The following is a 22,766-nucleotide window of genomic DNA, read 5'->3' on the forward strand; positions in this document are numbered from 1 at the left end:
GAACAAACTCGACAGGGCCAGGTAGGGCAGTCGCAACAGCACAATCCATCCGAGAACGAGCGGGGTCGTACGGGTGGACCCTCAATTCCGCTTCAGCAGACTCATCTTGGCAGGGCACGCCGCCGCGCATCCCTTGCCAGAGAGGGGAGGTCTGAGATGGCAACGACGACCACCAACATAAGGCAGGCATTGCCGCCGCGCGTTGAGGCAACGATGGCGTTTGGAGACGACCACGCCATCCAGCTCATCGAGTTTTCCGACGGCACGAAGGCGATCGTGGAGAGCGGTCGCGCGGTCGACCAGCTTCCCGCCACTCCGGTCGAGGTGGAGGGACCGCCCGACGCCGGTGAGCAGGTGAGTGGCGAACGGGCCGGCCACCACGAGCCGACGGTGCTCACCACGGACGAGCGAATCTGGTTCCGGGACACGTTCTGCAACGGCGCCCAGGCGTGTGTACAAGGTTGGGACTGGGCGACCTGCGGGACGAGTCGCGCTGTGGGTTTCGGAACAGGGATCGCGATGGTAGGTCGCGAAGGGTCGCGCAACGCCACCTTCTTCGTCGACGTATGGCAGTGCAGCGGCCAGGAGTGCTTCTGGGTCCAGAACTGGCAGGGCGTAGTTGTTCCGGGACACTGGCTCTCCGTGAACACGAACGCGCCCGACCGCAAGTGGCTGCGGTGGCGGCTCGAAGGCGCCGGAGGCGACACTCAGGTCAGTCTGGCCGCCAAGTACTGACCGAACGGCCCGGCGACGGCGTCCCACCCTGCCGACGACACTGTCTGCGCCACGCTCAACTCGTACTCGCGCGTAGCCGGCGAACGTGGCCGGCAGCGTCGGCTCGCCTTCGTCCAGTGGCGCTACGCGCCTGAACGCGCGACCGCGGAGCCTCGTACTGGTCGGCGCGACCGTCATGTACGCGGAGACCGGAAGCGCGGGGATCGTGGCACCGTCGCCGCGTGGCCGTGGACGGCCCTTTGCCATCTCGTCCCGCCAGCTCCCTACCGCGGACAAACACGAGCAGTCGGGGCGGCCCCTCGTGAAAAGGAGCCGAGGTTGCGGCGGTGGGGGAGCGGGATGCCGAGGATGGCGTCGGCGGAGGTGCGGGCGATGTCCCGGGCCGCCTAGCCGTGTGTGGGGGTACGGAGAACGCGGCGGACCAGGGTCACGGACAGGCCGGCCCGGTCGGCGGTGTCCTGCGCCGACATGCCCTGCCCGCGCAGCCGGACCGCCCACCGAGCGGCGGCATGCGGTGGGACACGGGCGGACAGACCGCGCGCCCGGTCCCGGTCGCGCTGGCGGCGGGCACGCAGTGCTGCCTGACGGCACTCAGCGCGCAGCGCGGGTACAGCCGTAGTCGGCGCACGACGCCTGGTCGTGACGGACGAACGACGTTCCTGCTGCGAGTCCGGTGTGCCGGATCACGCTACGCGCCCCACCGACAGAGCAGGCCCCGCGGCGCACCGCGTTCGGTGTCCATCGGTCCGGACAGCGGGCGAAGACCTCGTTGTCAGTGGTGGCTGTAACGCTGGTTGTATGAACGGTGATGAGCAGTTGCTGCGTGGCCGGGTCTACGGCTGCGACCACGACGACCCCCACCCCGGCCCACTCCCCGCACGGATCTACGCGACGCTCGTAGGCGGGCCCCTGGACGGTCTACTGCTGGATATCACCGGCCGGACGGCTGAGGAACACGACGGCGGCGTCGCCCTGGCCACCGAGCTGTCGCGGTGGCCCGGCGGCCGCGCCCTGTACGACCCCAGAGCCGACGAGCCACGCCCACCGGGCCCGGGGATCGCCTGCCGCTTGCACTATTCCGGCGACACGCCCTGACAGGGGCCCGTAGGTCAGCTCCCGGGCCAGCGGAACGGTCCGTGGCGCGCCCCTGCAGTCACAACTCCGCCTGCGATGCCCTTTCCTGCTTCCTGTCCTGTCTGGCCTCGGCTACAGCTCGAATTCGCGGTCTATCAGGTCGGTGAGTTCGACTCCGAGGCCGTGGGCGCGGCGGCCTTTGTCGCGGAAGTAGACCTCGCCCAGGGCCTCGGCGGCGATCCGGCGGAGCTGGTCGTCGGTGAGGCCGGCTTCCTGGGCCTGGAAGAGACGGGCGGCGTGCTCGGGCGGCAGGGCGAGCGTGAGGTTGCGTACGCGGGGCGTCGTCGGTGCTGCCGGGCGCGCCGGTGTAGCCGAACCGGGCCTGTACGTGGATCATGACGCCGCCGGTGGTGGCTGCGGCCTGCTTCACCCTGGCCCTGATCTGCGGCTCTGGTTTGTCGCCGGTGTCCTTGGTGGTGACCTCCCCGGTCTTGATGGAGTGGGCGAGGTTGGCGACGTGGCCGTCACCGGCGAGCCGTTCGAGGACGTTCGCGCCCCACAGCACGCTCTGGGTGCCCTCGTGCTTGACCATCCCCCGGGGAGACGCCGAGCCGGAAGGAGCCGGGCACGATCTTGCCGCCCGAGTCGTAGGGCAGAACGTCAGCGGGCTCGGCCCGTCGGCGGCATGGACGGCGCAGTCGGACAGGACCACGACCGGATACCGGCCGGTGGCTGCGGCGAGGGCGGCCATCGTGCGGTGCATGTTGAGCCGGGCCCGGGAAATGACGGTGGCCCGGATGCCGGGGCGCCGCGTCGGCCGGGCGAAGCGGGCCAGGCCTGTCCCGGCTTCCAGCCACCGCCGCGCGCGTTCTCCTGCAGCCTGCCGATGCCGCCCTGACGGTCATCTTGATGGCGTCCACGACGACGCCCGCCTCCGGGCTACGGTTCTTGTAGCCGTCCATCGAGGTCAGGAACTCGTGCGGGGCAGCTTCTCGGCGACTCTCGGATCCGTCATGGTGGCGACGTAGGCGTCGCGCAGCCGCCTGTACCAGCCGTCCAGGAAGCGGGGAGAAGACCTGCTCGGGACATGGGCGGCCTGCGTAGCCGGGCCAGCCTCCTTCTGTGCACCTCATCCGAACGGGTGGCACCGGTGGATACCGCTCCGCCACGAGATCGGAGCACCGGACCATGGAGTGAGTGTGACCTTAGGTGCTCAGAGCTTTGGAGGGGCGGTTCTATGTCCGACCGGTTGAGCGTCGACAGCAGCGTCTGCATCGGCAGTGGGCAGTGTGCGTTGACTGCCCCGACGGTGTTCGACCAGGACGACGATGGATACGGGATGGTGCGCCCAGGACGAGAGGACGGGGCGGGAGACCCCCTGGTGAGAGAGGCCGTAAGAGCCTGCCCTGTGCAGGCCATCAGCTTCCAGGAGGGCTGAGCAGACCGGTTCCCGGCGACCAGCCAGCCCCTCAAGGCCGGCGATGAGCCCGGCGCTGGGGGTGCTCACGGGGCTGCAGGCCGAAGGCCGACCCGCGGCACGTCCGGCAGGAGACGACAGAGGTCGAAGACGGTGGAATTCACGTGGGCCGCCACGTGGAGGGAAACCCGTTCGAGGGGCGTCGATGCGACAGGTGGACCGGGCGTGACCGAGCCGGATGGCGCCCGTTGAGCTACGCAGCACCTGCCTGAATGCTCGAGTCCTTTGATGGCCGGGCTGGGGCAGGGGCCCCTTAGGCGTCTGGTCGCCGGCCGACTGGACGGTCATGGCAGACAGCCCTCTGGCCCCTCCCCTCGAACCGGCGGCCAGGGGGCCGTCACCCGCAGCACCACCGTGCCCACCCCCCGCTCTGGCAGCCTGCGCTGCTGAATGAGCGGCCCGGTCCATTTCCCCCAGAAGGGGGAGCGCTCGTTCATGCCGCAGCGCAACGGGCATACGGGGAGGCATGCGTTCAGTCGGCCGGCAGGCGCGGCAGCATGTGGAGGCGCCTGCGGCCCTACGGCTCGGAGGTTGATCATGCATCTGGCTGAGCTGCTCGCGGATGCGATGCGCCGGCATCACCTGAGTGCCGAGGCGCTTGCCTACGCCACCGGAATCCGCACCCCACGGATCCGAGCGTTCATCGAAGACGGGACCGACGGCCCTGTTCGCCCGACACGACAAGAAGTCACAGAACTGGCTACGGCATTGGCCCTGCCGCTGCACGAGGTACTGCAGGTAAGCCAGGAACGCAGTGCCGTAACCACCGCGGGCCGCTGAGCCGACACATCAGTCAGCGGACTGGGACGCGGCAGCCCGGCTGGCGGATCAGTGCGTGAGGTGCTCGGGCGAGGGCACCGTCAAGCCAGTGCCAAGACATTTGACATAGATGTTCCAGGTCAAGGCGCACAGTGGGGGCATGGACAGCTTCGCCACTCAGATGCAGTTGCTGAAAGGTGAGACGGACCGGTTGTGGGCCGGGCTGGAGACGCTGCCGCCCGCGCGCCGGCTGCAGACGATCGCCGACGGCGAGTTGCGGCAGGTCCTGGAGGAAGCAACAGGCAAGGCGCTGGACGCGCCGATGGCCGGGCCCGGGACGAGGCCTGGGGGCTTCGCGGATCGGAAACGCGGTCGGCTTGTCGCACGAGACGGTGCGCGGTCGGCTGGCCGACGGCAGACGGCAGCCATGAACGCCCCCACGAAGTTTTGCGTAGTCACCCGGAACTCCGGTGGCTGGGCGGTGACGGGCGAAGCCGATCTCACCACCCTGCTCGAAAAAGCCACAGGACAATGTCCGCCGCGCCGGCTCCCTGGAAGAGGTCAGGTTCACGGACATCGAGCACTTGAATTCGACCTGTAGCAGTCGCGCCCCGAATGCCAGCGAGCCCCGGTGTGGTGGGGTAGCCAAGGGGCCACGCATCCTCCGCGCTCCGTCCTCGACCGGGCCGCGGTCCGTACTGCTCGATCAGGTCCCGCTCGAAGAGGGCGCCCAGGCGCACGCCGACCTGGAGGCCCACCGTAACCGCGGCAAGCCTATAGGCGTGCGACAGCAGCGAGGGCCAGCCAGCTGAAGGAATTGGGGGAGCGTCGAGAGCGGGCCGGGGACCCCACGGCGCGCAACAGCAACCGTGGCATGGCCGTGGTGAAAGCGCGTCGCTGGCTCTTCTCGGGGGTACCGGAACCCGCATGACACTGTCGGTGGAACTGCTGCCCGAGTCGACCGTGCGCGATGTGATCGGTGTGCTGGTGAGGCTGATCGAGTCTGCAGGCGCGCTGATCATCTTCATCGGCGCTGTGTGGGCGTTCGTGCAGTTCGTAACGGCGGGTGTGCGCGGCCGCGGCAAGGTGGCGGGATTCAACCGGATCAGGCTGAGCCTGGGGCGTTTCCTTGTCCTGGGCCTGGAGTTCCAGCTCGCCGGTGATGTGCTGCGCACGGCGGTCGCGCCGAGCTTCGCCGAGATCGGCCAGCTGGCCGCCATCGCGGCCATCCGGACGGTGCTGAACTACTTCCTCGGCCGGGAGATTGCCGAGGAGCGGGCCGAGATTGAACGAGGCGAGACGGCATCCGCGCATGACTCCAAGGGCCTGCCGACGTGAACGCATGGCTGCAGACGGCGGCTGTGCTGATCACCGGGCTAGGGATCGTCGCCGCGTCAGCGGCCTGCCGTGTGACGCACACCGCGCGAGGGGGCTTGGTCGTTCTGCTGGACTTTTTGACCGCCGCCGGCCTGGTCAGACTGGCCGGCGAGCCGTCATGGGACAGCATCGTCCTGGCAGCAGCAGTGATCACGCTGCGCAAAGTCCTCGGTGCCTCTCTCCACCTGTCCCGGCCGAACCAGATCGTCCGCGGTGCAGCGCGGCCCGTCAGCCGGGACCGCTGAGGGTCTTGGTGCCGCCCCGACCGCTTCGGCGCCCGTCGACCAGGTACTGGGTGAAGGGACACCGGCTCGAAGGGCCCTCGCCCGATCGGCCGGCGTGCACCGGCGGCGCTAGGGTCCTACGTCCGGGGAATCGAGCCGCTGGGGCGGCGGACGCGAGTGGTGGTCCGAGCGTAGAGACGGGTGCCGACCGTGCGCCAGAGCAGGCGGGCGGGGGCGGGCATCTGCGCGAGAAACTGGTGGCGTTCCTGTGCGGTCGCGTCTTCGAGGATCGCGCCGAGGAAGATCAGGAGCTTGGACTTGGGGACGCTGCGGCGTCCGCGTTCGCCGACCTCGAACCACTCGCGTGGGGTGATGTGGTCGCTCATCAGGGGCAGGAGGAGTTCTTCTTCGTCATCCATATGGGCGGCGGCATGCCGGTCGAGCTCGCGCAGGGCGTCGGCGAGGCGGAGAGCGGAGTCGCGGTCGGCTTCGGTACGCCATTGGTACGACAGGTTGGCGGCCGTCGCGAGCGCGCCGGCGATGGCTTCGTGCTGTCCGGCCATGCGGGCGACGACGTCGGCACCAAGGACGGTACGTTCCTGCAGTTTGGGCCACAGCAGGTCGTCCTCGCCCTCGTGGTGTTCGCCCAGAGCGTCGAGGATCAGGTCCAGGTGGTCGGCGATAGTCGAGAGGCGTTGTCTGTCGCCGGGAGCGGTGCCTTCGATCAGATCGGCCAGAAGCGGGATTTCGCGGCGGAAGACACGGTGGAGGACCACCATCTCCTGAGGGTTCAGGCGACCGGGGGCAGCAGGAGGCGGGGTAGCGGTGGGCATCTGAGTCCAGTCCGAATCAGGGAGCGGTGATCGCCCCGAGAACCCGCAGATTAGGCCCTGTCTATAAAATGATCAACGTCATCGACGAGGCGGCCGTATCCCTCCCTCCGGGTGCCGTTCCGTCTCACGGCGCTCTGGCCTCGCCAGCACTGAGAACTCTTAACAGAATGATCTTCGAGGTGGTTGGATCGCTCTGGAAGTGGCGATCCGGGGGGTGTGGGGTGGCCCGGCCGAAGCCGTGGCAGGTTGACGACGAGCTGTGGGCAATGATCGAACCGCTGTCGCCGAAGGTAGAATGCCGCACTCGCTATCCCGGGCGCGAGCGGCATCCGGACCGTCTGGTGTTCCAGGGCATGCTTTTCGTGCTGCATACCGGGATCGCCTGGGAACACCTCCCGCAGGAACGGGTTTCCACGTCCACGGCGGCGCCCCGATGTCGTCCTTGCTGACCGCGGGTACGACCACGACAAGTACCGCCGCCTGGTCTGGCGGCTGGTGTGAAACCGCTGGTCGGTCGCCAGGGCACCGAGCACGGCTCCGGACTAGGCACTCAACACTGGGTGATAGAGCGCGTATTCGCCCACCTGCACCGGTTCCGCCGCCGCCTGCGGATCCGCTGGGAGATCCGCGACGACATCCACCAACCTTCCTGACACTGGCCTGCGCGGTCATCTGCTGGCGCCGACTGCTCACAGTTCAGGGCCGCCACTCGTAAGTGCCCAGAGCCGTCTGGAGGACCTCGCTCGGCCACTCCCGCCGCACCAGTTGGAGCAGTTTCCGCTGGTCGTCGATCCATCCATCCTCAAGGCACAAGGGAAGGAAAACAGAGATGCTGGAGCGCGCCACGTCGTCAACGTGGACCGCGGGCGTCTCGTGTTCCTTGTTGAGAGCCTGGACCCGGATCTCCGGACTGCGGTTGTCATCTATCCAGCAGACGTCACCACCCGCGGCAAGCACATCCAGGGCGTGTGACCAGCCATCCAGGTCGTCCGGCGACAAGCCAAGGTCCAGCCGTCCGGTCACGAAACCACTCTCGATGAGCACCTCAGTGTCGAGCAGGTCGTGCAGTGGCAGCACTCCCGGCATCCGGCGGCCCAGCACACGTACTCGGAAGCTGTTGTCCCCATCCGAGAGATGGATCAGATCCACCACGCACCCATGCCCCTCGCCCGTCAATGCTCACGGCCCATCCTGTCGGCCGATCCCTGTCACCGCCACCGAGCTGCGCACTCGCACAGGCTCGGCCATCGCACCCCCAGCGATCGGAACAGACGTCACCACTCATCCAACCGCTTCGACCGCCAACCCGGCGAACCTATGCGGTCACGGCACCAGGCCGTGTATCGAAAGTGGATCTTAAGCTGTGAATGATCTCGGTTCATGGGTCGGGGAGAGTTCACGGACGAACAGTGGGCGGTGGTGGAGCCGTTGTTGCGGAAGGGTACGAGGGTCGGGCGGCCACCCATCTGGCCTCAGCGGCAGTTGATCGACGGCATACGGTTCGATTCCGAGCCGGTGTTCCGTCGTGGAGACCGGTCGACCGGCCGTCATGGAACCGGACCCGGCGCCAGCCGAGCCCGTCCTGCCGCGCAAGGTCACTGCGGGAATCCGGGCCGCGCGGTCGAGCAGCTGGACGCCCCGCTCCGACGGCTCGCCGTCCGAGCTGCGCCTTTCCGCCTCCGGCTGACCGGGACGGAGCGCCGGAGGATCCAAGAAATGGTTTGCCGACCCAGTGGCTGTGTGTCACCGTTCGGCCTGGACCGGCAGTTGATCATCGGCGGCCGGTCGATGTCGACATGTCGGCGGCCTCTCGGGGATCCACCGGAGAGGTGACGAAACGATGGGAACCGGTGCCGTGGGGAACAATTACGAGGACGAGTGTCGCCGGTCGTTGGCCGAGGAGCAGGCGAAGAGCCTTGCTGGGACCAACAACTGGGAACATGTGGACAGGGAGCGGGTCCACCAGGACTGGGACGTCCTGTACCGGGAGATCACAACTTTCCTGGACGGCGGCTCCCTGCCAGGGGACCAGGAGATCCAGGAGCTCGTCCGAAGGCACTTCGACATCGCCTGCCGGTTCTACACCCCCTCCAGGGAGGCTTACGTCGGCATGTCGCTCTTCTACGCCGAGGACGAGGCCATGAGGGCGTTCCACGATTCCTACCACCCTGGGATGGTGAATTTCCTGGGCGCCGCGATCAGGGTGTTCGCCGAGCAGGGGAGCGGGTTCGCCCCCAGCGCAGGGGCCGAGGCTTCGGCGTAGCCGGGCGGCACGGGCCAGGACATGCATGGACGGGGTAGGCCCCAGGGCTGCCGCAGCCCCTGGGCGGACGAAGCAGAGACCGGGTCTCGGGCTGGTGCCGAGACAACATCGTGCGCGAGGACGACTTCGTCTGCGTCTTCTGCGGGAGCGCTCTGCCCGCGGCGTGGAACGTGGATCCCGCTGCGTGAGACCGCGGGTCACAGCCACTCGTTAATGGTCGTGACGAGGACGGTCGCCTCGTAGCGGACGGCGAGCGTGTCGTATCGCGTGGCGACAGCGCGATGTCTCCTTAGGCGGTTGATCCCGCACTCGACCGCGTGACGCTCGCGGTAGTCGGCCGGGTCGAATCGCGGCGGCCGGCCGCCGCGGGAGCCGAGCTTTTGGCGGTTGCGCGCCTGGCCGACCTTGTCTGGGATGGTGCAGCGGATCCCGCGTCGGCGCATGTAGGCGCGGTTCTTGCGGGAGGCGTACGCCTTATCGGCCCGCACCCGGTCGGGACGGAGGCGTGACCGGCCCGGCCCGATGCGAGGCACGCGGATCTTCCCCAGCACGGGCTCGAACTGAGGCGAGTCGCCGCGCTGACCGGCTGTGAGATGGGCATCGGCGCGCGGCGCGAGGTTTTCCGGGCGCGGCGGGACCGGAGGGAACAGCATGACGGTGGCGCAGCGGATCGCCACGTCCCGCAGGGTCATGGGGCTCACCTCTTCGCCCGGCGGCAGCAGGACATCGAGCGCGTCAAGCGCGCGGTCCCCGACCAGAGCGTCGGCGATCGCGTCTTCGTGCAGCTCACTGGGCGAGCAATTCGCCCAGCCGGCCCGTGGCCTGGTAGGCCTCAACCAGGGTTGACCACAGCCCCAGGGAGCGACATGTCCTCGTAGTCCAGCTGGCCGCGCAGGTGCTCGTGCACGTTCAGCCGGCGCAGCGACTCCTCCGGCCGTTCCGGCTTCTTGGCGCCGACCACGACCCGGGCCAGCACCTGTGGCGGGCGCGGTCGGCTCTGGCCCCCTCGGCGGGACCCTTGCGAAAGCGGGCATCACCCTTGCTCAGATCCCGCCCGGCGACAGCGACACCGCTTTCGAATCCTGCCAGGACCTCGCCGAGCTGGGTCGTTAGCCTGACCCGATGAGCAACGCCCTCCTCCCTCTCGGTATGGCGCCCATGCCCTTCCTCAACCCGCCGCTCCTTTCTCAGGTCGCGCTTGGGGAGCTGCAGTGTCAGGCCCGCAAGGACCTGGCCGTCGGTGCGGTGCCGGTGCCCCCAGTCGCGCAGCGCTGCCAGCAGCGCGTGCTCACTCGTGTTTGTGATCAGCTGTGGCAGGAAGCCGAGGACGGCGCGCGGTTGTACGTCCTGGATTTCGCCGGGCCCGCTCCTCGCGTAAAGATCGGCCGAGCCTGCAGCACTGCACACCTGATCAGACGCATCCGAGGCCACCTGCGGGAGAAGAACAAGCACGGCTACGGGCTTATCGACGCCCACATCACCCTGCCTGCCACCGATGCCATCCGCGCTGAGAAGCAGGCCCTGCAGTGGATGAGCTACGGCTACCAGCGCGCTCCCCACACGCAGGAGGAATTTCTCGGCGCCGACTTCGTCATCGCGGAGGCCTGCGCGGACATGGGCGTGTTCCGGTACAACCCTCAGGAGGAGGACGACTGATCACTCGGTCCGTCCGGCCCAGGGGGAACCGAGCCGAGCGGTAGCGGGCGCCGGTCTACGGCACCGGCCTGCCGGGCGGCACCTGCTGATGCGGATGGGGCGGTGGGCGGACGGTGGCCGACCGACCCGTCCTCGACCGCTGCCCCTCGATGTAGCCGAGCAGGCGGGGCCGCTCGGCGTCACCGGCCGTCAGCGACAGCACCGGCGCATACAGATCACCGAGCCCGCCGGAGGCCTGGACGTAGAACGCGGCGACCGCCTCGTTGAACGGATCCTTCGGATCGAACAGCGCCGCAGCGGTCGTGTGGTCCAGGACGACCGCGATCGCTGCCACTACGCGGCTGCACCGTGCGAGGCGGCGCCCAGGCGCTCCAGCAGAGCCCGGGCCTTCGCATCCGCCCTCGCACTCGGTGCGCTGCCGAGGGAGGAGGAGAGCTCGGCGCGCTCGGCGTACACGGCCTGCTCTGCGCGAGGTCTTCGACGAGGCTACCGATCGCGGTGCCGCGCTCGGCCGCCAGCTGCGAGAGCCAGCCGGTCCCGAGCGGCTGTGCTCGTCTTCGGCGGCTACCTCAGCGACCTCCGGATGCTCGACGCCGCCGAGTGGTCGTTCGCCATGGAGGGCGCCCACCCTGAGGTGATCCGCCGGCCCCCCTGCCCTGCTTGCCCGACGCGGGAATGATTCCGGCCGGGCGAGCCATGAGGAGGGGAGGGGACGGTGGGAGGGAAGGAGCTCGGGTTGTTGCAGGCGTCGGTGGGCATGGCGGTACTGGCCTACAAGGGATTCGGGGGTGCCCCGACCTGGCTGGCGGGCGTGATCGCCATCCTCGGCTTCGTCGTTTTCGGGATCGCACAAATCCTCCGCAGGAGGAAGTAGGGCACCTCGGGCCGCCGCCCGCGCCGAGGGGTTGCGAGCGGCCGGTTCGGGTTTGACGGTTGCCTCCCGTTCAGTGCCGTCGCTGAGTTCGGGCAGCAGGCCCAGCGGTGGCGGCGAGGAGCCCGGACGCTGTCCCGTCCTCCGCCCCGGTGAGCCGGGCGAGTTCGGACGCGCCGAGCCGGCCACCGACGGTCGCCCCAGGATGAGCCCCCGCGCCGGGTCTGCTCGACCCAGGCCGCGGGCACCTCTTGCGGACGCCGCACGTCGTGACCGGCCGCCCAGGGCGGCCCCTAGCCCGTCGTACGTGCACCCGGCCGAGGGCATACCGCATGTACGCCTCATGCACGCGCTTGATACGCCAAACGCGGGGCACGGGGGCCCTTTGCCCGGTCGGGGGCGCGGCCACCCAGGCTGCTGTGGCTTAGCTGTCCTGCGTGCTTATTGATCTTGTCTGTGGCCTGCGGTTGCTCAGCTGCACTGAGCAGCATGCCTGTTCTGTGAGGCAGCCGGCAGGTCCGCCGTTGGGAGGGAGTCTCGCCGAAGACCGGGCTGGACGCCGAGTTTCCCGAGGGTGACAACACCTTGCTGCGGATCCTTGGTGCGAAGGGCGGCATCCCGGTGCCGCGACGTTCGGGACGCTGCCGCCGATGCCGCTGTCGGGCGCCATCATGCAGCCGTAGAGGGTGAAGCCTCGTCCGGCCCGTGCAGCCGGTGCGCCGTCAGCGGGTTGGGGGCGGGTCTGATGCAGGTTCGGGTGACAGGTTCGGTTAAGCGGCCCGAAAGGTCAACGGGGTCATGACAGTCGCGAATCCGACGTGAGTCAGTCGACTAGGAGTTCGATCCGAGCCCGCTCCGGAGGTCGTCGTCCATGGGTGGACAATTCTTGGATGGCCACACAGCCCCTACGCACCGAGTGCAGCGGTCCGCAGACCATTTCCGTCGTGACCGACCTGCCGTTCAAGCCTCAGCTCGTCAAAGCGGTGTTCAGGGACGTGACCTCGTTGCACGTCTCCCGGCCGGCCGCCTGGACCGCCGCGTCGGTTACGCGGACCGTGCTGACGGAGATCATCGACGGCGCGAGAAGCGCGGCGGCCGAGGAGGCCAGGAAGAGGCTGATTCCCAAGGACCTCATCACGGCGATCGACCGGAACGTCGAGGTGGAGGTGGGATCGGCGTGGTACCTGCACAGCCCGACTTTCCATGGCCTGTTGGGCGAGGTGCGCAACGCCGATGGTGCGCTCGTGTCTCTTCGTGAGCGCCGCGGGGCGCGTACACCGAGTGGTGTGGCCGGCGCCCACCGGTTCGAGGCAGGGGTGAAAAGGCTGCTGGGGAACAGGGGGGTGACGGCGGTCCCGGCGATGGTCCGCGACCTGGACGGAATCGCGAGTGTGTTCCTGACGGCCCTGGCCCGGGACGCGGCCAAGGTCGTCCGTGAGGGCGGGGTCAAGCGGTTCGGGACGGTCGGTCTGGCTGTGCCGGGCGAGCCGGCCCCGGCCCCGCTGCTCAAGGACCCCCTCTTCGGCCTGTCCACCCGCCGCGGGGACGGGCGGACTGTTGGCGGGAACGATGTCCTGGCCGCCGTCACGATGCAACTGTTCGGCGATCTGAGGCAACGCGCCATCACAGAGGCAGCCGAGATGACACGGAACACGTCGGCCAACTGATCGGGCCCGCCCCTGCGCTCACCCCACGGTTCCCCATGTGCGCGGCTCCCTGGATCTGCCGCCCGTATCCGGCTCCGGTCGGCTCGCTAGAAGGGGCTCGCTGTATGGGCGCGGACCGCCCCGCCGCAGGCACCTCACGGGAAGGCCTCCCTCTGCGCTGTGTGTCAGCGGTGCGTGAGGTGCGAGGCAGGGGGAACCGTCCTGGGCGCGGGGGAGCTCGCCGCCGAATGCGCCGGCGCTAAGCAGCGGCCACGTGTCAGTTCGGCAGGCGAGAATGCCAATGGCCAGCATGGGGGCGTTACCGGTTGGTGCCGTCACCGATCGTGCGGACGATACCGCCGGCCTCGTCGACGACCAAGAGCAGATCGGAGCTGTTGCCGCTCCACATGGGGCAGCCCTTGCGGCGAACCATGATGGTCTCGTGCGGGGTGGACGCGCAGTGGACGGTGCCGGTGTACCGGTGTTTGACGACGTTCTTCTTGCTGACGTTGCTGTCTGCGGGGCGTCCGGCCTCGTTGATCATCCAGGTGGCACGGCGTCGCTGGAAGATCTTGCCCTGCGGGCCAGTGCCTTCGCTGCCCTCTGCGTGCATGATGCGCAGCTTGCGGGCGCGGCCGACCTTGCACAGTACTTCATGTAGGTCATCGGCGAGCTGACGGCTGGAGGTGATGTAGCGGCGGCTGTCGGCGTGAGTGTGCTGCGCGCCGTCGCCCTTGCCGAAGGCGTCGAGGAAGGCCTCGATCATCTCGGGGGTGGCTTCGCGGATGCTGTGGGGAATGCGCTTGTTCTCGGAGCCGACGCCGCAGTGCTCGCGGAGCCAGGCGGCTATCGGTGCAGAGAAGAAGATGAGGCTCTTGGCGTGCCGACTGTAGGGCAGTCCCAGGCGGTCCAGGAGTGCGGCTATCTCCTAGTACTTTTCAGCGGGGTTCTGAGCGATGCCTATGCGGTTGTTGCGGCCGTCTCCGGTGGTCCAGCCCTCGGCGACGAACCAGCCGAGGAAGGCTGCCCAGTCTTTGAAGGCGAAGGTACGCGCGACTTGGTGGTGGGGTTTCTGATTCCGGGCGGGCGCGGGAGCGTCGAAGGTGACGGTGTCCGGGCTGTGGCCGCGCCAGGTGTTGGTGCGGCGGATGAAGAACTCTTGGGGGAGGTCTTGGTATTCGGCTAGGTGCCAACGACGTACCGGTTCGCCAGCGGGTTGCCGCTGGGGGCGGATCATCTCGTCGCCGCGGCGTTGGTGAGTTCCTTCGTGGCGTGCGATGCCCTTGGCGCCTACGGACCGGTCGCAGTAGCGGCACAGGGTCTGGTCGGGCTTGCGGTAGTGCATCGGCGAAGCAAGCAGCCGATGATTGTGGGTGATGCAGAAGTTCACCCGATCCCCGTCGTGGAGGTTCAAGTCCCCATCGAAGGGGGCGCGGATCACCTTGGTGATCGATCCCCACTCGGCCGTGTCGCCGTTGAGAGTGAGGACTTGCTCGTCGCCGCGGACCTCGGGGAAAGGTTTCCACCCTTCACTGGTGAGGAGTTCGGTTTCATCATCGAAGCAAATACCCTGCATCGCCGCCTCGTCGCTTGCCGATGTGGTGAAACCATAGGTCACGACTACCTCACTGCCTCACAGGCCAGGCACTTTGTACTGGGTGATGTCACACTCGCCGGGGACCGTGGCGCAGTAGATCCTGTCGCCTGCCTGCCTCCTCGCAGCCCTTGCTGAGCGGCGCTGGCAGCTTGTTCCCGCCGAACGAGCCGGGGTTGCCAGGAGATAAATCGGCATGATCGTTGGTGACCTGCGGCTTCTGGTACTGATCCAGGTCTGGGGTCGGCGCATTTTTGCTGCCACGACTCGGACCTCGGGCTTGTGGCAGCCTGCCGTCATGCCAGCCGAGCTGCGAGAACACGCAGGACGTCACTACGCCATCCAGTTCCACTACGCCTTGCCCGACGACGCCTGGGCTGTGGAGCTGAGCGAGGCCGTGCCTGCGCCGACCGCGTAGGCCGAGAACCCCAGCACGGAGAGGCACCTGCCCGGGGCCGCCTTCTTGGTGGCGTTTGTCCCCGACGAGGATCCGGATCTGGAACCGACCGTCCACATCCACAGCCATGATGAGCACGTCATCCCCTACGAGATCATGTGCTGGTTCATGGAGCAGGTGGCCGATCAGGTCGAACGCTGTCGCATCGCGTTCGAGCAGGACGGGCGCGAAGCAGTGGGATGATCTCGCCGTGGCTGGTGTGATCACGGCATCGAAGCCGTCCTGGATAGCCCCGTTCACCGGGCTGAGCCCGTGTGTGTCCTGGAAGCTGGTGACGGTTCTGCGGTGCGAGGGCGCGGATGCGGTCCGCTGAGGCCGGCCGTGGAGCCTTCCGTTGGAGGCTCGGGTACTGCTGGTGGCCGCGTGCTGGCGCACGAATTTGACGATGCGACAGCTAGCGCCGCTGTTCGGGGTCTCGAAGTCGGCGGCGGAGCGCATCATCGACCACCTCGGGCCGATGCTCGCGCTCCAGCCCCGCAAGTGGTTCGCCAAGGACATCGTGCTCATCGTCGACGGCACGCTGGTTCCCACCCGCGACCACTCCGTGGCGGAGCAGTCGAAGAACTACCGGGACTCCACCGCCCACCACGTCGTCATCGACGCGGACACCCGTCTCGTCGTCGTGGTCGGCCGGTCGTTGCCGGGCAACCGGCACGACGCCCGCGGCTGGGCGGAGTCCGGCGCCAAGGCCGCCGTTGGCAACACCACCACGATCGCCGACGGCGGCTACCAGGGCACCGGACTGGTCATGTCACACCGAAAGGCGAAGGGACAGGCCAAACCCCCGAACTGGAAGGAGCAACACAACCGGTCCCACAAGCAGGTCCGAGCACGCGTCGAGCACGTCTTCGCCCGAATGAGGACCTGGAAGGACCTCCGTGACTGCCGTCTCAAGGGCGTCGGCGTCCACCACGCCATGTTAGGCATCGCTGGGATGCGCAACCTCGCTCTCGCCGGATAGGCAAGCGGGCCGCACCACGGTTCGCCATGCAAAGGCGACGAGCAGATCATTACGGTACAGCGCTTAACCGATGCTGCGCCCCGACCGATCGTCCACTGGGGTCCGGTGCCGACCGTCGGCCGCGGTTGTTGGTATCAGCCGCTGGTGCCAGGGCAGCCGGGGCCCTGTTGACGCATTCAGCTCAGCCCGCGAGGCGCACCACCTTGCCCGGCGGTGCCGTCCCAGCGGTGCATCGCCAGTTCCTCGCCCGCTGGCGGCCAGCGCTCCGCCAAGAAGCAGATGGCCAGGGTCGCCGACCCACCCGTCACCACTGGCAAGGGCGGCGCATCCCGAGGGCGGCTGCCACTCCTGCGACCGCTGCATCCCGATCGTGGCCATGGTGCAAAAGCTGCGCGAGCACGGCCCGGTTGGGCCCGCCTTCTGGCGCTTCGGCCGTGACCACCGTCAGCCTCAGCCGCTGCTCGACGCGATCGGCGACGCCTACCTCGCCCGCCGTCAGGTCGCCCGGGAAGAACAGCGGCGCCGCGCAGAGCGGGAAGCCGCACAGCGGGAGGCGCGGCGGCCGGCGTGCGCGGACTGCGGGAAGAAGCTCACCGATGCCAGGTGAGAGGCGATCGGCTTCACCCGGGAATGGAGCATGCGTCAGTCGCACTCGTACCTTTGCGGGGACTGCCAGGGTTGGGCCGTCGCAGCCGAGGCGCAGGCCGTAGCCGGCGAACGCGAACGCCAGGAGCAGGAGCGCCTGCGCCAGAAGGTAGAGGAACAGGCCACCGCGCAGAAGGCTGCCGGCTGGCTCTTCCGCTTCCGCAGCCGACCCGGGCAATCCGCGGTGACCGACCACGCGGGCAAGATCAAGGTGTCCCCGGGCAAGCCCGCGTTGTCGGTGGCGGCTGCAACGCTGATCAGATGTACGGCGACGAGCAGCTGCTGAACGGCCGGATCCACGGCGCGGATCATGACGACCCCCACCCCGGCCCGCTCCCATACCGAACGTACGCCGCGCTGGTCGGCGGGCCGCTGGACGGCCTGCTGGTGGACGTCTACGAGTGGCGGACCGAGGAGTCGACGACGGTGTGGCCCTGTCCACCGAGCTGTCACGGTGGCCTGGCGGCCGTGCTCTGTAGGACCCGCGCCCCGGCGAACCCTGCACGCCCGGCCCGGGTGTGAGCTGGCGTTTCTACTACTCCGGCGACACACCCTGACCAGAGGCCTGACCAGAGGCCCGACCAGGGCCCCGATCACGGCGGGTCAGGAGTCGGGGATGTGGTCGAGCCTGCTCAGCATCGGCGTCAGCTCCTGAGCGCACCCGCACAGCGTGCACAGCCGCGTCCGCCGGGTTCCCGTTTGCGACCGGCGGGGGAGCAGTAGAGCGCGGAGACCGGGCGATGGACACCGACCGTCCACACCGCCCCGCACTGTGGACACGAGGCCGTCACGCCGGCCTTCACCGCTTCGGTCCGAGCCGTCGTCCGCGGCATTCGCCGCCAGTGCCGCGAACGGCACGCGTCCTCGCAGAACACCGCCGTCGACTTCGCCGACGGCATCAGCCAATCTGCGCACCCTCGGCACAACCGCGGCCCGGAAACGTCATCCGTGACCACGGTCAGCGTCAGTCGGGGCACCCCGTCCTGCCCATGCGGCCACCGCACGAAAGGGCGGAGGCCGCCGGGAGTCCCGGCGGCCTCTCAGCATGCTGACGTACACCGTCGTCAGCCCCGTCGCATCGGTGAGGTCGGCCAACACCGTGTCCCGCACGCCACACCACCCCTGAACCGTCCGCGGAGGCACGCGACTGGGGCACGAACCGGTGGCCTGCAGCGGAAAGTGCCTTCCACCTGGAGGGACAGGGCCTTCGGAAAGTCTCATCGCCCCAGGTCAGAAGGCACTCTCGCGCTCACGGGCCGGCATCCGGACCGACCTCGACCGAGGAACTTGGGGTCAGCAGGGTTTGACGTACCCGACCCCGCGCCACTGGCCGTACTTGGTGCCATAAGGGGCCGGAGGCGTGGAGCCCAGCCACCTCTTGTTGGCGTCGTACCAGTTCCCCACCCGACCGGGGGTCTGGTTGTTGTACCAGGATCCCCCACTGGTCCAGTCACTTGGCTTCTTGTGGAAGGCGCACGAGAACCACTCGCGCTCCGCGCCTGTGTACTGGGAGCCCGAGTAGCCACACAAGGCCCCCGGGGTGCAGGTGTGGGCCGCGGCCGGTGCGTCACCGCTCAAGCCGAGCTCGCGCGCGTACTTCTCACCGGGCAGCGGCAGCAGCAGCCGGCCATCCGTGTAGCGGATCTCATTTGCGGCGGTTTGCCTACCGCCGTCCCTGGCGAGGATCGCGTCGACTCCGTTCTGAAGTGCTGTGGCCTCCTTTGCTGTCAATCCAGCCGCCACCGCCTGGGCGCGGAAGGCGGACGGGCTTGTGTGAGCAGAGGCGACGCCGCCGGTGAATAGTCCTGCGGCCAGGGCGCCTGCGGCAAGAGCCGTGCTGATCCTGCGAGTGCGCATGGTTCTCCTTCGTCCTGTGGCTGTTTGGTGGTTTCTGCTGCGGATGCGAACGGTGTCCCCGTGGACTGCAAGTCCAGGCTGGAGCGCCGGCCGTGCGGGCTGAACGGCAGCCCGCGCGGCGTCCCCGCTTGGAGCAGTCCCCTCGCCGCTCGCATCACCGATTTCAGCGGCTGCCGCATTGTTCGGGAGGGCTTTTGTGACGGCCAAACAATGGCCGGGGGCGATCTTTGCGGGGGCGCTGGGATGCATAGGTTGGCCGTCCGGCCTGGTAAGAGGCGGCCTCAGGGGGTGGCGGTGTGCCGGGGCGTCGTGAAGTGCCGGTGGATTCGGGCGCGGGGCCTGTGCAGCGGTTCGCGGGCGAGTCGCGCAAGCTGCGCACCGAGGCAGGCGGGTTGACCTACCGGGTGCTGGCGCAGCGGACGGGATATGGGGTGACGACGCGCTCGCAGGCGGCCGCTGGCGAGCAGTTGCCGACGCTGCCGGTGGTTCTCGCGTATGTGACGGCGTGCGGGGGCGATGCTGCGGAGTGGGAGGCTCGGTGGAAGCAAGCGGTGGACGAGGCCGCTGCCCTGGGTTCGGAAGATGAGGGAGAGGGCGGGGCTCCTCCGTACCGAGGGCTGGCCAGGTTCGAGCCCGGCAACAGCGGCCGGTTCTCCGGCCGCGACTAGCTCACCTCCGATGTGCTGGAACTGGTGGGCCGGCGACGGTTCGCCGCGGTGTTCGGGGCGTCCGGCAGCGGTAGTCCTCCCTGCTGCGCGCTGGCCTCATCCCCGCCCTCCAGCACGCCCAGGGCGCTGCGCAGCGCCCTGCCGCCATCCGGATCCTGACTCCTGGCCAACACCCGGCACACACGTACGCTCAGGTACTCGACACCCCTCCCGGCGCGGACAGCGGGCCAGCGGATGTGTTCGTTATCGTTGATCAGTTCGAGGTACCTCCACTCTCTGCCACGACCCGGCTGAACGGGCCGCCTTCATCGACCTCCTCCTCACCGCACGACATGTGGAGAGCCGACTGCGGGTCCTCTTGGCGGTGCGGGCCGACTTCTACGGCCGCTGCGCCGAACATGCGGGCCCGGCCTCGGCGTTGCGCGACGCCAACGCGCTGGTAGGCCCCATGAGCCCCACGGAACTACGCGCGGCCATCGTCCAACCGGCCGCAAGCGATGGGCTGAGTGTGGAGCGGGCTCTGACGTCTCGTCCCGTCGACGAGGTCGCCGACGCCCCGGGCGGGCTGCCGCTGCTGTCGCATGTGCTGTTGGAGACCTGGCGCCGCCGCCGTGGCAAGACCATGACGCTGGCCGGATACGAGGCGGCCGGTGGCCTGTAGGGCGCGGTCGCCAAGACCGGATGCTCAGATGCTCAGTTCTCCGACGGCTCCCCCCGTGCTACGAGACGCCACCGCTTACGGTCCCGAGACCACCGTCGGCCACCAGGGAGACCTAACCTCGATGCGACGACGCGCTGCCACGCCTTTCCCGCCTCGGTGGTCGGGTCCTCGTACCGGCCCCCGATGGGGCCCACGGACGCGTTGGCCCAGGTGACGGACCCGGACGGCACACGGTTCGCACTGCTCCAGTGCCCTCGCTGACGTCCGGGTCTCCGGGTGGTGACCAGCCGTTGAAGTGGCCGGTGGCACGCGGGCGACCGCGGATGCCGGACCCACGGACGTACGCCGTGGCCTCAGGAGCCGGTCCGCTTCTCGATCCGCTCCAGGGCCTGCCCCAGGTATTGGGCGAAGCACGGGTGGTTCTCGCTCATCGGGAAGTGGCCGATCTCCTTCTTCTCGATGAACTGCGCTCCGCGGACGGCGCCAGCGCCGCGAGACGGAACGGCTGACCGTTCCCCGAACGGTGGTGGGCGAGTGGGACGACCACCACCACCCCTTCGTCGCTTATGCCGGGCATGTGGTGTGTGGTGGCCGGTCAGGTAGATACGTTGAGCGTTCGTGTGCGGTGAGGTCGCGGCCGAGGGCTCGGCAGATCCTGCTGATGGCTGTCGAGGGGGGAGGCACAGCGATGTTCCACAGGCGTACGGTCTGGTCGGCGCCGGCGGTGAGCAGGGTGTGGCCGTCTGAGCTGAATGCCAGCGCGAGCACGGTATTCGTGTGCCCGGTGAGCGTGGCCAGTGCGCTGCCGGTGGCGGCGTCCCACAGGCGCACCGTGCCGTCTGTGGCGCCGATGGCCAGGACGCGGCTGTCTGGGGTGAACGCCACGGACCCCGCCTCGCCACTGTACCCGGCCAGGCTCGCGCGGCTGTAGCCGCTGGCAGTGTCCCACAGCTGTACGGTGCGGTCTTTGACGCCACCGGTGGCCAGAGTGCGGCCGTCGGGACTGAATGTCACCGTGGTCACTGCGCTGGAGTTCCCGGGCAGGGTTTTGAGATGGCGGTGGGTGCCCGGATCCCAAAGCTGCACCGTGCCGTCTTCGCTGCCGGTGGCCAGCATGCGCCCGTCCGCGCTGAACGCCACTGAGGTGACTGCGGCGGTGTCGCCTTCCACGTTCCGTCGAAGACCGCCGGTGGCGGCGTTCCACAGTTGCACTCCGATAGCGGTGGTGGCGGTGGCCATGGTGCGCCCATCGGGGCTGAACGCGACCGAGTTGACCGCGGGGGCGGCGCCCACGTCCAAGCGCACGCGGAGGCGGCCGGTGCGCGTGTCCCACAGGTACGCGCCGAGTCCGGAGATGCTCGCGGTGGCCAGAGCGCCGGCGTCCGGGCTGAAGGCCATCGAGCCTGCTTCCGAGGTGGGTACGGCAAGACTCGCGCGCAGGCGGCGTGCGGCTATATCCCACACCTGTACGGGATGGCCACGGTGATTCGCGGTGGCCAGGGTGCGCCCGTCCGGGCTGAAGGCCATCAAGTCCGCCTGCATGCGAGGATCGGCGAGGACGGACTCGGACGCACCGAGTGTCATGTCCCACAGCCGCACGCTGCCGTCGTCATCACCGGATGCCAGGGTGCGCCCGTCCGGGCTGAACGCTAGGGAGCGCACGCCGTGGGCGTGTCCGGCCAGGCTTCTTCGGAGGCGGCCTGTGTCGGTGTCCCACAGCCGCACGGTGCGGTCTTCGCTGCCCGCGGCCAGGGTGTGTCCGTCTGGGCTGAAGGCGATCGAGGTTACCCGTACGGTGGCTTCGGAGTCCGCGGCGTGGGCGCCTTGGGCCAGCGTCTTTCGGACGCGGCCGGTGCGCGTGTCCCACAGTTGCAGGGTGCCGTCCTCGCCTCCCACCGCCAGGATGCGCCCATCCGGGGTGAACGCCATCGAGGCCACAGTGACCGGGTCGCCGGTGAGGGTGGCCCGGACGCGGCCGGTGCGCGTGTCCCACAGTTGCAGCGTGCCTTTTTCTTCTCCCCCCGCCAGGGTGTCTCCGTCTGAGCTGAAGGCGATCGAGGTTACGCGTACGGTGGCTTCGGAGTCCGCGGCGTGGGCGCCTTGGGCCAGCGTCTTCCGGACGCGGCCGGTGCGCGTGTCCCACAGTCGCAGGGTGCCGTCCTCGCCTCCCACCGCCAGGATGCGCCCGTCCCGGGTGAACGCCTCCGTGGCTGCCCCCTGATCCTCCCGGTCAGCGGCTTCTGGATACGCCAGCGCATTGATGCGGGTGTGTCCGGTGGTCACATTCCACAAATCCACCGCGTGTCCGAAGTTGCCGGCGGTGGTCAGGGTCTGCCCGTTGGGGCTGAACGCCACCAACGCGGCCGCTTCGCCCTGCCCGTTGAAGGTTCTGCCCAGGCGGCCGGTGCGCGTGTCCCACAGCCACAGCTGGTCGTCGCTGGTGCTGCCGGTGGCAAGGGTGCGCCCGTCGGGGCTGAAGGCCACCGAGGAGACAGCGCCGCGCTGGCCGGTAAGCCTGTGCTTGAGAGGCACAGCGGCGGCCGCATAAAGGCTCTCTATCGCCTGGGAGGTCGGACGGGTCCGGTAGGCCTGGACGGCCAGCAGCGAGGCCAGGTCGGAGTTGGTGCCGATGAGAGCGGAGGATTGCGCGGCGAGCTGACGGGAGAGAGCCACCTTCCGGGCCACATCGGCGTCGTGTTTCTGCTGGTCGCTGAGCTGGCTCTGCTGCCACGCGACGAGCCCTGCGATGACCGCCAGGACCAACAGGACGGACAGAGACATGGTGAGAGCGCGCAGACGGCGGTTGGTGCGGGCAGCGGCCTGTTCTTCCTGTTCGCGTGCGGTGAAGCTGGCGGTGAGGAATGCGCATTCCAGCCTGGTGAGGTCCGCAGCCGGCCCGGACCCGAAGTGTTCCCGGGCGGTGGCGAGGCGGGCGCCGCGGTACAGAGCCCCCGGGTCGCGGCCCAGTTCCTCCCAACCGCGTGCCGCCTCTGTCAGTTTGCGGTGAA

26 protein-coding genes and 5 pseudogenes are annotated in these 22,766 nt (G+C 68.7%); 21 read left to right on the forward strand and 10 right to left on the reverse strand.

Annotation, left to right across the window (positions count from 1 at the left end; all coding sequences use genetic code 11):
- Positions 1-156: 156 nt before the first annotated feature.
- Positions 157-735 (forward strand): hypothetical protein, encoded by a 579-nt coding sequence (locus tag IE312_RS09625; protein WP_189980273.1) that lies wholly within the window; start codon positions 157-159, stop codon positions 733-735.
- A 798-nt stretch (positions 736-1,533) separates the two neighbouring features.
- Complete coding sequence (locus IE312_RS09630; protein WP_189980276.1) at positions 1,534-1,830, forward strand: hypothetical protein; 297 nt, start codon at positions 1,534-1,536, stop codon at positions 1,828-1,830.
- A 111-nt stretch (positions 1,831-1,941) separates the two neighbouring features.
- On the opposite strand, the pseudogene tpg reads toward IE312_RS09630, so the two are convergent.
- Positions 1,942-2,260: pseudogene (gene tpg, locus IE312_RS39370) on the reverse strand (telomere-protecting terminal protein Tpg); the annotation flags it as partial.
- 786 nt (positions 2,261-3,046) lie between these two features.
- Between tpg and IE312_RS09635 the strand changes: the two are divergent.
- The 5 genes from IE312_RS09635 to IE312_RS09655 all read left to right on the forward strand — a co-directional run bounded on the left by IE312_RS09635 (position 3,047) and on the right by IE312_RS09655 (position 5,667).
- Positions 3,047-3,247, forward strand: a complete 201-nt coding sequence (locus IE312_RS09635) for a ferredoxin (RefSeq protein ID WP_189980278.1) — start codon at positions 3,047-3,049, stop codon at positions 3,245-3,247.
- A gap of 576 nt (positions 3,248-3,823) precedes the next feature.
- A complete protein-coding gene (locus IE312_RS09640; protein ID WP_229899442.1) occupies positions 3,824-4,066 on the forward strand; it encodes a helix-turn-helix domain-containing protein in 243 nt (80 codons plus the stop codon).
- 139 nt (positions 4,067-4,205) lie between these two features.
- Positions 4,206-4,646 (forward strand): hypothetical protein, encoded by a 441-nt coding sequence (locus tag IE312_RS09645; protein ID WP_189980280.1) that lies wholly within the window; start codon positions 4,206-4,208, stop codon positions 4,644-4,646.
- Between the two features lie 326 nt (positions 4,647-4,972).
- Positions 4,973-5,383 carry a DUF1622 domain-containing protein gene (locus IE312_RS09650; RefSeq protein WP_189980281.1) on the forward strand — a complete coding sequence of 137 codons (411 nt, stop codon included), beginning with the start codon at positions 4,973-4,975 and terminating at the stop codon, positions 5,381-5,383.
- Complete coding sequence (locus IE312_RS09655; RefSeq protein ID WP_189980283.1) at positions 5,380-5,667, forward strand: DUF1622 domain-containing protein; 288 nt, start codon at positions 5,380-5,382, stop codon at positions 5,665-5,667. Before IE312_RS09650 ends, IE312_RS09655 begins: the two co-directional genes overlap by 4 nt.
- 116 nt (positions 5,668-5,783) lie before the next feature.
- Here the strand turns inward: IE312_RS09655 and IE312_RS09660 are convergent, their stop codons facing one another.
- Positions 5,784-6,425 carry a hemerythrin domain-containing protein gene (locus tag IE312_RS09660; RefSeq protein ID WP_189980285.1) on the reverse strand — a complete coding sequence of 214 codons (642 nt, stop codon included), beginning with the start codon at positions 6,423-6,425 and terminating at the stop codon, positions 5,784-5,786.
- Between the two features lie 221 nt (positions 6,426-6,646).
- Between IE312_RS09660 and IE312_RS44660 the strand changes: the two genes are divergently transcribed.
- Positions 6,647-6,928: a transposase gene (locus IE312_RS44660; protein ID WP_440862350.1), complete on the forward strand. Its 282-nt coding sequence runs from the start codon at positions 6,647-6,649 to the stop codon at positions 6,926-6,928.
- A 247-nt stretch (positions 6,929-7,175) separates the two neighbouring features.
- On the opposite strand, the gene IE312_RS09670 is transcribed toward IE312_RS44660, so the two are convergent.
- On the reverse strand, positions 7,176-7,631 hold the full coding sequence (locus IE312_RS09670; RefSeq protein ID WP_189980287.1) for a DUF5959 family protein: 456 nt from the start codon (positions 7,629-7,631) through the stop codon (positions 7,176-7,178).
- A gap of 688 nt (positions 7,632-8,319) precedes the next feature.
- On the opposite strand from IE312_RS09670, the gene IE312_RS09675 reads away from it, so the two are divergent.
- Complete coding sequence (locus tag IE312_RS09675; protein ID WP_189980288.1) at positions 8,320-8,742, forward strand: TipAS antibiotic-recognition domain-containing protein; 423 nt, start codon at positions 8,320-8,322, stop codon at positions 8,740-8,742.
- A gap of 197 nt (positions 8,743-8,939) precedes the next feature.
- Here IE312_RS09675 and IE312_RS09680 read toward each other — a convergent pair.
- Positions 8,940-9,335 (reverse strand): annotated as a pseudogene (locus tag IE312_RS09680) (transposase); the annotation flags it as partial.
- 239 nt (positions 9,336-9,574) lie between these two features.
- A complete protein-coding gene (locus IE312_RS43780; protein ID WP_268254301.1) occupies positions 9,575-9,703 on the reverse strand; it encodes a hypothetical protein in 129 nt (42 codons plus the stop codon).
- Positions 9,704-9,864: 161 nt separating this feature from the next.
- Here IE312_RS43780 and IE312_RS09690 point away from each other — a divergent pair, with 161 nt between their 5' ends.
- A complete protein-coding gene (locus IE312_RS09690) occupies positions 9,865-10,398 on the forward strand; it encodes a hypothetical protein (protein WP_189980290.1) in 534 nt (177 codons plus the stop codon).
- Between the two features lie 55 nt (positions 10,399-10,453).
- Here IE312_RS09690 and IE312_RS09695 read toward each other — a convergent pair whose 3' ends face one another.
- Positions 10,454-10,732, reverse strand: coding sequence for a PIN domain-containing protein (locus tag IE312_RS09695; protein WP_229899419.1), 279 nt, complete (start codon positions 10,730-10,732; stop codon positions 10,454-10,456).
- 381 nt (positions 10,733-11,113) lie between these two features.
- Between IE312_RS09695 and IE312_RS09700 the strand changes: the two genes are divergently transcribed.
- Complete coding sequence (locus IE312_RS09700) at positions 11,114-11,272, forward strand: hypothetical protein (RefSeq protein WP_189980291.1); 159 nt, start codon at positions 11,114-11,116, stop codon at positions 11,270-11,272.
- 887 nt (positions 11,273-12,159) lie between these two features.
- On the forward strand, positions 12,160-12,936 hold the full coding sequence (locus IE312_RS09705; RefSeq protein WP_189980292.1) for a hypothetical protein: 777 nt from the start codon (positions 12,160-12,162) through the stop codon (positions 12,934-12,936).
- Between the two features lie 298 nt (positions 12,937-13,234).
- On the opposite strand, the gene IE312_RS09710 is transcribed toward IE312_RS09705, so the two are convergent.
- Both IE312_RS09710 and IE312_RS09715 read right to left on the reverse strand, forming a co-directional pair.
- Positions 13,235-13,681 carry a hypothetical protein gene (locus IE312_RS09710; RefSeq protein WP_189980293.1) on the reverse strand — a complete coding sequence of 149 codons (447 nt, stop codon included), beginning with the start codon at positions 13,679-13,681 and terminating at the stop codon, positions 13,235-13,237.
- Positions 13,682-13,843: 162 nt separating this feature from the next.
- Positions 13,844-14,533 (reverse strand): hypothetical protein, encoded by a 690-nt coding sequence (locus IE312_RS09715; RefSeq protein ID WP_189980294.1) that lies wholly within the window; start codon positions 14,531-14,533, stop codon positions 13,844-13,846.
- A 172-nt stretch (positions 14,534-14,705) separates the two neighbouring features.
- Here IE312_RS09715 and IE312_RS39385 point away from each other — a divergent pair, with 172 nt between their 5' ends.
- The 6 genes and pseudogenes from IE312_RS39385 (at position 14,706) to IE312_RS09740 (ending at position 17,129) form a co-directional block, all read left to right on the forward strand.
- A complete protein-coding gene (locus IE312_RS39385; protein ID WP_229899421.1) occupies positions 14,706-14,927 on the forward strand; it encodes a hypothetical protein in 222 nt (73 codons plus the stop codon).
- Between the two features lie 48 nt (positions 14,928-14,975).
- Positions 14,976-15,149: a hypothetical protein gene (locus tag IE312_RS39390; RefSeq protein WP_229899422.1), complete on the forward strand. Its 174-nt coding sequence runs from the start codon at positions 14,976-14,978 to the stop codon at positions 15,147-15,149.
- Positions 15,150-15,156: 7 nt separating this feature from the next.
- Positions 15,157-15,927, forward strand: a pseudogene (locus tag IE312_RS09725) (transposase).
- 370 nt (positions 15,928-16,297) lie between these two features.
- The gene (locus IE312_RS09730) at positions 16,298-16,534 is read left to right on the forward strand and encodes a hypothetical protein (RefSeq protein ID WP_189980296.1); all 237 of its coding nucleotides are present in this window, start codon (positions 16,298-16,300) and stop codon (positions 16,532-16,534) included.
- 30 nt (positions 16,535-16,564) lie between these two features.
- Positions 16,565-16,858 carry a hypothetical protein gene (locus IE312_RS09735; RefSeq protein ID WP_189980299.1) on the forward strand — a complete coding sequence of 98 codons (294 nt, stop codon included), beginning with the start codon at positions 16,565-16,567 and terminating at the stop codon, positions 16,856-16,858.
- Positions 16,834-17,129 (forward strand): annotated as a pseudogene (locus IE312_RS09740) (hypothetical protein). Before IE312_RS09735 ends, IE312_RS09740 begins: the two are co-directional and overlap by 25 nt.
- 736 nt (positions 17,130-17,865) lie before the next feature.
- On the opposite strand, the gene IE312_RS09745 reads toward IE312_RS09740, so the two are convergent.
- Positions 17,866-18,303: a hypothetical protein gene (locus IE312_RS09745; RefSeq protein ID WP_189980301.1), complete on the reverse strand. Its 438-nt coding sequence runs from the start codon at positions 18,301-18,303 to the stop codon at positions 17,866-17,868.
- A 422-nt stretch (positions 18,304-18,725) separates the two neighbouring features.
- Between IE312_RS09745 and IE312_RS44665 the strand changes: the two genes are divergently transcribed.
- The 3 genes and pseudogenes from IE312_RS44665 to IE312_RS44675 all read left to right on the forward strand — a co-directional run bounded on the left by IE312_RS44665 (position 18,726) and on the right by IE312_RS44675 (position 19,758).
- The gene (locus IE312_RS44665) at positions 18,726-19,097 is read left to right on the forward strand and encodes a helix-turn-helix domain-containing protein (protein WP_440862351.1); all 372 of its coding nucleotides are present in this window, start codon (positions 18,726-18,728) and stop codon (positions 19,095-19,097) included.
- A gap of 98 nt (positions 19,098-19,195) precedes the next feature.
- A pseudogene (locus IE312_RS44670) lies at positions 19,196-19,300 on the forward strand (hypothetical protein); the annotation flags it as partial.
- A 104-nt stretch (positions 19,301-19,404) separates the two neighbouring features.
- Positions 19,405-19,758, forward strand: a complete 354-nt coding sequence (locus tag IE312_RS44675) for an nSTAND1 domain-containing NTPase (RefSeq protein WP_440862353.1) — start codon at positions 19,405-19,407, stop codon at positions 19,756-19,758.
- A 564-nt stretch (positions 19,759-20,322) separates the two neighbouring features.
- On the opposite strand, the gene IE312_RS39395 is transcribed toward IE312_RS44675, so the two are convergent.
- Positions 20,323-22,766, reverse strand: a 2,444-nt coding sequence (locus tag IE312_RS39395; RefSeq protein ID WP_368860002.1) for a WD40 domain-containing protein, incomplete at its 5' end; no start/stop codon positions are given.

This window comes from Streptomyces capoamus (assembly GCF_014654935.1).
In the GTDB taxonomy this organism is placed as follows: Bacteria; Actinomycetota; Actinomycetes; order Streptomycetales; family Streptomycetaceae; genus Streptomyces; species Streptomyces capoamus.

What these genes read in the sequence shown, in the direction of transcription:
- IE312_RS09630 (WP_189980276.1), top strand. Translation starts at nt 1,534, where the DNA reads ATGAACGGTGATGAGCAGTTGCTGCGTGGCCGGGTCTACGGCTGCGAC.
- IE312_RS09660 (WP_189980285.1), bottom strand. Translation starts at nt 6,425, where the DNA reads ATGGTGGTCCTCCACCGTGTCTTCCGCCGCGAAATCCCGCTTCTGGCC.
- IE312_RS09625 (WP_189980273.1), top strand. Translation starts at nt 157, where the DNA reads ATGGCAACGACGACCACCAACATAAGGCAGGCATTGCCGCCGCGCGTT.
- IE312_RS09710 (WP_189980293.1), bottom strand. Translation starts at nt 13,681, where the DNA reads ATGATCGAGGCCTTCCTCGACGCCTTCGGCAAGGGCGACGGCGCGCAG.
- IE312_RS09735 (WP_189980299.1), top strand. Translation starts at nt 16,565, where the DNA reads ATGCGTCAGTCGCACTCGTACCTTTGCGGGGACTGCCAGGGTTGGGCC.
- IE312_RS09705 (WP_189980292.1), top strand. Translation starts at nt 12,160, where the DNA reads ATGGCCACACAGCCCCTACGCACCGAGTGCAGCGGTCCGCAGACCATT.
- IE312_RS09690 (WP_189980290.1), top strand. Translation starts at nt 9,865, where the DNA reads ATGAGCAACGCCCTCCTCCCTCTCGGTATGGCGCCCATGCCCTTCCTC.
- IE312_RS09650 (WP_189980281.1), top strand. Translation starts at nt 4,973, where the DNA reads ATGACACTGTCGGTGGAACTGCTGCCCGAGTCGACCGTGCGCGATGTG.
- IE312_RS09645 (WP_189980280.1), top strand. Translation starts at nt 4,206, where the DNA reads ATGGACAGCTTCGCCACTCAGATGCAGTTGCTGAAAGGTGAGACGGAC.
- IE312_RS09640 (WP_229899442.1), top strand. Translation starts at nt 3,824, where the DNA reads ATGCATCTGGCTGAGCTGCTCGCGGATGCGATGCGCCGGCATCACCTG.
- IE312_RS09635 (WP_189980278.1), top strand. Translation starts at nt 3,047, where the DNA reads ATGTCCGACCGGTTGAGCGTCGACAGCAGCGTCTGCATCGGCAGTGGG.
- IE312_RS09675 (WP_189980288.1), top strand. Translation starts at nt 8,320, where the DNA reads ATGGGAACCGGTGCCGTGGGGAACAATTACGAGGACGAGTGTCGCCGG.
- IE312_RS44660 (WP_440862350.1), top strand. Translation starts at nt 6,647, where the DNA reads ATGATCTTCGAGGTGGTTGGATCGCTCTGGAAGTGGCGATCCGGGGGG.
- IE312_RS39385 (WP_229899421.1), top strand. Translation starts at nt 14,706, where the DNA reads ATGATCGTTGGTGACCTGCGGCTTCTGGTACTGATCCAGGTCTGGGGT.